2 tRNA genes and 3 rRNA genes are annotated in these 5,635 nt (G+C 50.9%); all 5 read right to left on the reverse strand.

What is annotated here, in order from left to right:
• Window positions 1–9: 9 nt before the first annotated feature.
• Window positions 10–125: ribosomal RNA gene (gene rrf / locus J5M73_RS30735) — 5S ribosomal RNA — on the reverse strand.
• Between the two features lie 139 nt (window positions 126–264).
• Window positions 265–3,156: ribosomal RNA gene (locus tag J5M73_RS30740) — 23S ribosomal RNA — on the reverse strand.
• 221 nt (window positions 3,157–3,377) lie between these two features.
• Window positions 3,378–3,453, reverse strand: a tRNA-Ala gene (locus tag J5M73_RS30745).
• A 10-nt stretch (window positions 3,454–3,463) separates the two neighbouring features.
• A tRNA-Ile gene (locus J5M73_RS30750) sits at window positions 3,464–3,540 on the reverse strand.
• 123 nt (window positions 3,541–3,663) lie between these two features.
• A 16S ribosomal RNA gene (locus J5M73_RS30755) occupies window positions 3,664–5,202 on the reverse strand.
• Together the 16S, 23S and 5S rRNA genes with 2 tRNA genes alongside form the textbook arrangement of a ribosomal RNA operon.
• Between the last annotated feature and the right edge of the window lie 433 nt (window positions 5,203–5,635).

Here is a 5,635-nt window from a genome sequence, read left to right on the forward strand (position 1 = left end):
GGAATTTAATCTTGACGATGACCTACTCTCACATGGGGAAACCCCACACTACCATCGGCGATGCATCGTTTCACTTCTGAGTTCGGGATGGGATCAGGTGGTTCCAACGCTCTATGGTCGTCAAGAAATTCGGTAGCCAGTCCGTTGCTGATGCAACGTGCCAGCGAATGGGTATGTAATAGATTTGTGTGTTGTGCAAACTTTCGGTTTGTTTCGTCTTCACACACCGCAACTCGCTTCTTAAGCAAATTGCTTGGGTGTTATATGGTCAAGCCTCACGGGCAATTAGTATTGGTTAGCTCAACGCCTCACAGCGCTTACACACCCAACCTATCAACGTCGTAGTCTTCGACGGCCCTTTAGGGGATTCAAGATCCCAGTGAGATCTCATCTTGAGGCAAGTTTCCCGCTTAGATGCTTTCAGCGGTTATCTTTTCCGAACATAGCTACCCGGCAATGCCACTGGCGTGACAACCGGAACACCAGAGGTTCGTCCACTCCGGTCCTCTCGTACTAGGAGCAGCCCCTCTCAAATCTCAAACGTCCACGGCAGATAGGGACCGAACTGTCTCACGACGTTCTAAACCCAGCTCGCGTACCACTTTAAATGGCGAACAGCCATACCCTTGGGACCGGCTTCAGCCCCAGGATGTGATGAGCCGACATCGAGGTGCCAAACACCGCCGTCGATATGAACTCTTGGGCGGTATCAGCCTGTTATCCCCGGAGTACCTTTTATCCGTTGAGCGATGGCCCTTCCATACAGAACCACCGGATCACTAAGACCTACTTTCGTACCTGCTCGACGTGTCTGTCTCGCAGTCAAGCGCGCTTTTGCCTTTATACTCTACGACCGATTTCCGACCGGTCTGAGCGCACCTTCGTACTCCTCCGTTACTCTTTAGGAGGAGACCGCCCCAGTCAAACTACCCACCATACACTGTCCTCGATCCGGATAACGGACCTGAGTTAGAACCTCAAAGTTGCCAGGGTGGTATTTCAAGGATGGCTCCACGCAAACTGGCGTTCACGCTTCAAAGCCTCCCACCTATCCTACACAAGCAAATTCAAAGTCCAGTGCAAAGCTATAGTAAAGGTTCACGGGGTCTTTCCGTCTAGCCGCGGATACACTGCATCTTCACAGCGATTTCAATTTCACTGAGTCTCGGGTGGAGACAGCGCCGCCATCGTTACGCCATTCGTGCAGGTCGGAACTTACCCGACAAGGAATTTCGCTACCTTAGGACCGTTATAGTTACGGCCGCCGTTTACCGGGGCTTCGATCAAGAGCTTCGCGTTAGCTAACCCCATCAATTAACCTTCCGGCACCGGGCAGGCGTCACACCCTATACGTCCACTTTCGTGTTTGCAGAGTGCTGTGTTTTTAATAAACAGTCGCAGCGGCCTGGTATCTTCGACCGGCATGAGCTTACGGAGCAAGTCCTTCACCCTCACCGGCGCACCTTCTCCCGAAGTTACGGTGCCATTTTGCCTAGTTCCTTCACCCGAGTTCTCTCAAGCGCCTTGGTATTCTCTACCCAACCACCTGTGTCGGTTTGGGGTACGGTTCCTAGTTATCTGAAGCTTAGAAGCTTTTCTTGGAAGCATGGCATCAACCACTTCGTCACCTAAAAGGTAACTCGTCATCAGCTCTCGGCCTTAGAACCCCGGATTTACCTAAGATTCCAGCCTACCACCTTAAACTTGGACAACCAACGCCAAGCTGGCCTAGCCTTCTCCGTCCCTCCATCGCAATAACTAGAAGTACAGGAATATTAACCTGTTTTCCATCGACTACGCTTTTCAGCCTCGCCTTAGGGACCGACTAACCCTGCGTCGATTAACGTTGCGCAGGAAACCTTGGTCTTTCGGCGTGGGTGTTTTTCACACCCATTGTCGTTACTCATGTCAGCATTCGCACTTCTGATACCTCCAGCAAGCTTCTCAACTCACCTTCACAGGCTTACAGAACGCTCCTCTACCGCATCACTTACGTGATACCCGTAGCTTCGGTGTATGGTTTGAGCCCCGTTACATCTTCCGCGCAGGCCGACTCGACTAGTGAGCTATTACGCTTTCTTTAAAGGGTGGCTGCTTCTAAGCCAACCTCCTAGCTGTCTAAGCCTTCCCACATCGTTTCCCACTTAACCATAACTTTGGGACCTTAGCTGACGGTCTGGGTTGTTTCCCTTTTCACGACGGACGTTAGCACCCGCCGTGTGTCTCCCATGCTCGGCACTTGTAGGTATTCGGAGTTTGCATCGGTTTGGTAAGTCGGGATGACCCCCTAGCCGAAACAGTGCTCTACCCCCTACAGTGATACATGAGGCGCTACCTAAATAGCTTTCGAGGAGAACCAGCTATCTCCGAGCTTGATTAGCCTTTCACTCCGATCCACAGGTCATCCGCTAACTTTTCAACGGTAGTCGGTTCGGTCCTCCAGTCAGTGTTACCTAACCTTCAACCTGCCCATGGATAGATCGCCCGGTTTCGGGTCTATTCCCAGCGACTAGACGCCCTATTAAGACTCGCTTTCGCTACGCCTCCCCTATTCGGTTAAGCTCGCCACTGAAAATAAGTCGCTGACCCATTATACAAAAGGTACGCAGTCACAGAACAAAGTCTGCTCCCACTGCTTGTACGCATACGGTTTCAGGATCTATTTCACTCCCCTCTCCGGGGTTCTTTTCGCCTTTCCCTCACGGTACTAGTTCACTATCGGTCAGTCAGTAGTATTTAGCCTTGGAGGATGGTCCCCCCATATTCAGACAAGGTTTCTCGTGCCCCGTCCTACTCGATTTCATGACTAAGAGATTTTCGCGTACAGGGCTATCACCCACTATGGCCGCACTTTCCAGAGCGTTCCGCTAATCTCAAAGCCACTTAAGGGCTAGTCCCCGTTCGCTCGCCACTACTAAGGGAATCTCGGTTGATTTCTTTTCCTCAGGGTACTTAGATGTTTCAGTTCCCCTGGTTCGCCTCTTGCACCTATGTATTCAGTACAAGATAACCATCTTATGATGGCTGGGTTCCCCCATTCAGAGATCTCCGGATCAAAGTCTGTTTGCCGACTCCCCGAAGCTTATCGCAGGCTACCACGTCTTTCATCGCCTCTGACTGCCAAGGCATCCACCGTATGCGCTTCTTCACTTGACCATATAACCCCAAGCAATCTGGTTATACTATGAAGACGACATTCGCCGAAAATTTGCAATTTAACTCACAAATTTTACCTTAGCCTGATCCGTTACCAGTGAAAGTAACGTTCAGTCTATCTTTCTATCACATACCCAAATTTTTAAAGAACGATCTAATCAAAAGACTAGAAATCAACATTCAATGTGAATGCTCATTTCTAAGCTTTCAGAAGCAGTTTATGGTGGAGCCAAGCGGGATCGAACCGCTGACCTCCTGCGTGCAAGGCAGGCGCTCTCCCAGCTGAGCTATGGCCCCATAACAAAATTGGTGGGTCTGGGCAGATTCGAACTGCCGACCTCACCCTTATCAGGGGTGCGCTCTAACCAACTGAGCTACAGACCCAATTTCGAGCTTGTAACTGTTAGCTTGGAGCTATCAGCTTGGAGCTTAAAGCTGCTTCTATCGTCTTCTTCAATGAATCAAGCAATTCGTGTGGGAGCTTATGAAGCAGCTGATGTCGTCGATTAAGGAGGTGATCCAGCCGCAGGTTCCCCTACGGCTACCTTGTTACGACTTCACCCCAGTCATGAATCACACCGTGGTAACCGTCCTCCCGAAGGTTAGACTAGCTACTTCTGGTGCAACCCACTCCCATGGTGTGACGGGCGGTGTGTACAAGGCCCGGGAACGTATTCACCGCGACATTCTGATTCGCGATTACTAGCGATTCCGACTTCACGCAGTCGAGTTGCAGACTGCGATCCGGACTACGATCGGTTTTATGGGATTAGCTCCACCTCGCGGCTTGGCAACCCTTTGTACCGACCATTGTAGCACGTGTGTAGCCCAGGCCGTAAGGGCCATGATGACTTGACGTCATCCCCACCTTCCTCCGGTTTGTCACCGGCAGTCTCCTTAGAGTGCCCACCATAACGTGCTGGTAACTAAGGACAAGGGTTGCGCTCGTTACGGGACTTAACCCAACATCTCACGACACGAGCTGACGACAGCCATGCAGCACCTGTCTCAATGTTCCCGAAGGCACCAATCTATCTCTAGAAAGTTCATTGGATGTCAAGGCCTGGTAAGGTTCTTCGCGTTGCTTCGAATTAAACCACATGCTCCACCGCTTGTGCGGGCCCCCGTCAATTCATTTGAGTTTTAACCTTGCGGCCGTACTCCCCAGGCGGTCAACTTAATGCGTTAGCTGCGCCACTAAGAGCTCAAGGCTCCCAACGGCTAGTTGACATCGTTTACGGCGTGGACTACCAGGGTATCTAATCCTGTTTGCTCCCCACGCTTTCGCACCTCAGTGTCAGTATCAGTCCAGGTGGTCGCCTTCGCCACTGGTGTTCCTTCCTATATCTACGCATTTCACCGCTACACAGGAAATTCCACCACCCTCTACCATACTCTAGCTTGCCAGTTTTGGATGCAGTTCCCAGGTTGAGCCCGGGGCTTTCACATCCAACTTAACAAACCACCTACGCGCGCTTTACGCCCAGTAATTCCGATTAACGCTTGCACCCTCTGTATTACCGCGGCTGCTGGCACAGAGTTAGCCGGTGCTTATTCTGTCGGTAACGTCAAAACAATCACGTATTAGGTAACTGCCCTTCCTCCCAACTTAAAGTGCTTTACAATCCGAAGACCTTCTTCACACACGCGGCATGGCTGGATCAGGCTTTCGCCCATTGTCCAATATTCCCCACTGCTGCCTCCCGTAGGAGTCTGGACCGTGTCTCAGTTCCAGTGTGACTGATCATCCTCTCAGACCAGTTACGGATCGTCGCCTTGGTGAGCCATTACCTCACCAACTAGCTAATCCGACCTAGGCTCATCTAATAGCGTGAGGTCCGAAGATCCCCCACTTTCTCCCGTAGGACGTATGCGGTATTAGCGCCCGTTTCCGGACGTTATCCCCCACTACTAGGCAGATTCCTAGGCATTACTCACCCGTCCGCCGCTCGCCACCAGGTACAAGTACCCGTGCTGCCGCTCGACTTGCATGTGTTAGGCCTGCCGCCAGCGTTCAATCTGAGCCATGATCAAACTCTTCAGTTCAAACATCTTTGGGTTTTGAGAAAACCCTAAACTTGGCTCAGCAATCGTTGGTTACATCTTTGATTTCTCGCGGAGTAACTTGTGATGCTGATAATCTTTTTGACTATCAGTCTGACTCCACAAGCACCCACACGAATTGCTTGATTCAGTTGTTAAAGAGCGGTTGGTTAAGATCTTTCGTCTCAACCGAGGCGCGCATTCTACAGCAGCCTCATTTGCTGTCAAGTGATTTTTTTAAGAAGTTTTCAAAGTTTCCTTTTTAACTTCAACCACTTGCGCCTCCGATCTCTCGTTAGCGGGAGGCGAATTCTACAGCGTTACACGCTGCTGTCAACACCTCTTTTTAACCGCTTTCGACCGAGAGGATCGAATCGTTAATAAGGCGAAAACACACTGCCTTACCAACTGCTTCTGGCTTCGATGAACTGAAGCG

This window comes from Pseudomonas sp. 50_B (genome assembly GCF_017491625.1).
GTDB lineage: Bacteria > Pseudomonadota > Gammaproteobacteria > Pseudomonadales > Pseudomonadaceae > Aquipseudomonas > Aquipseudomonas danubii.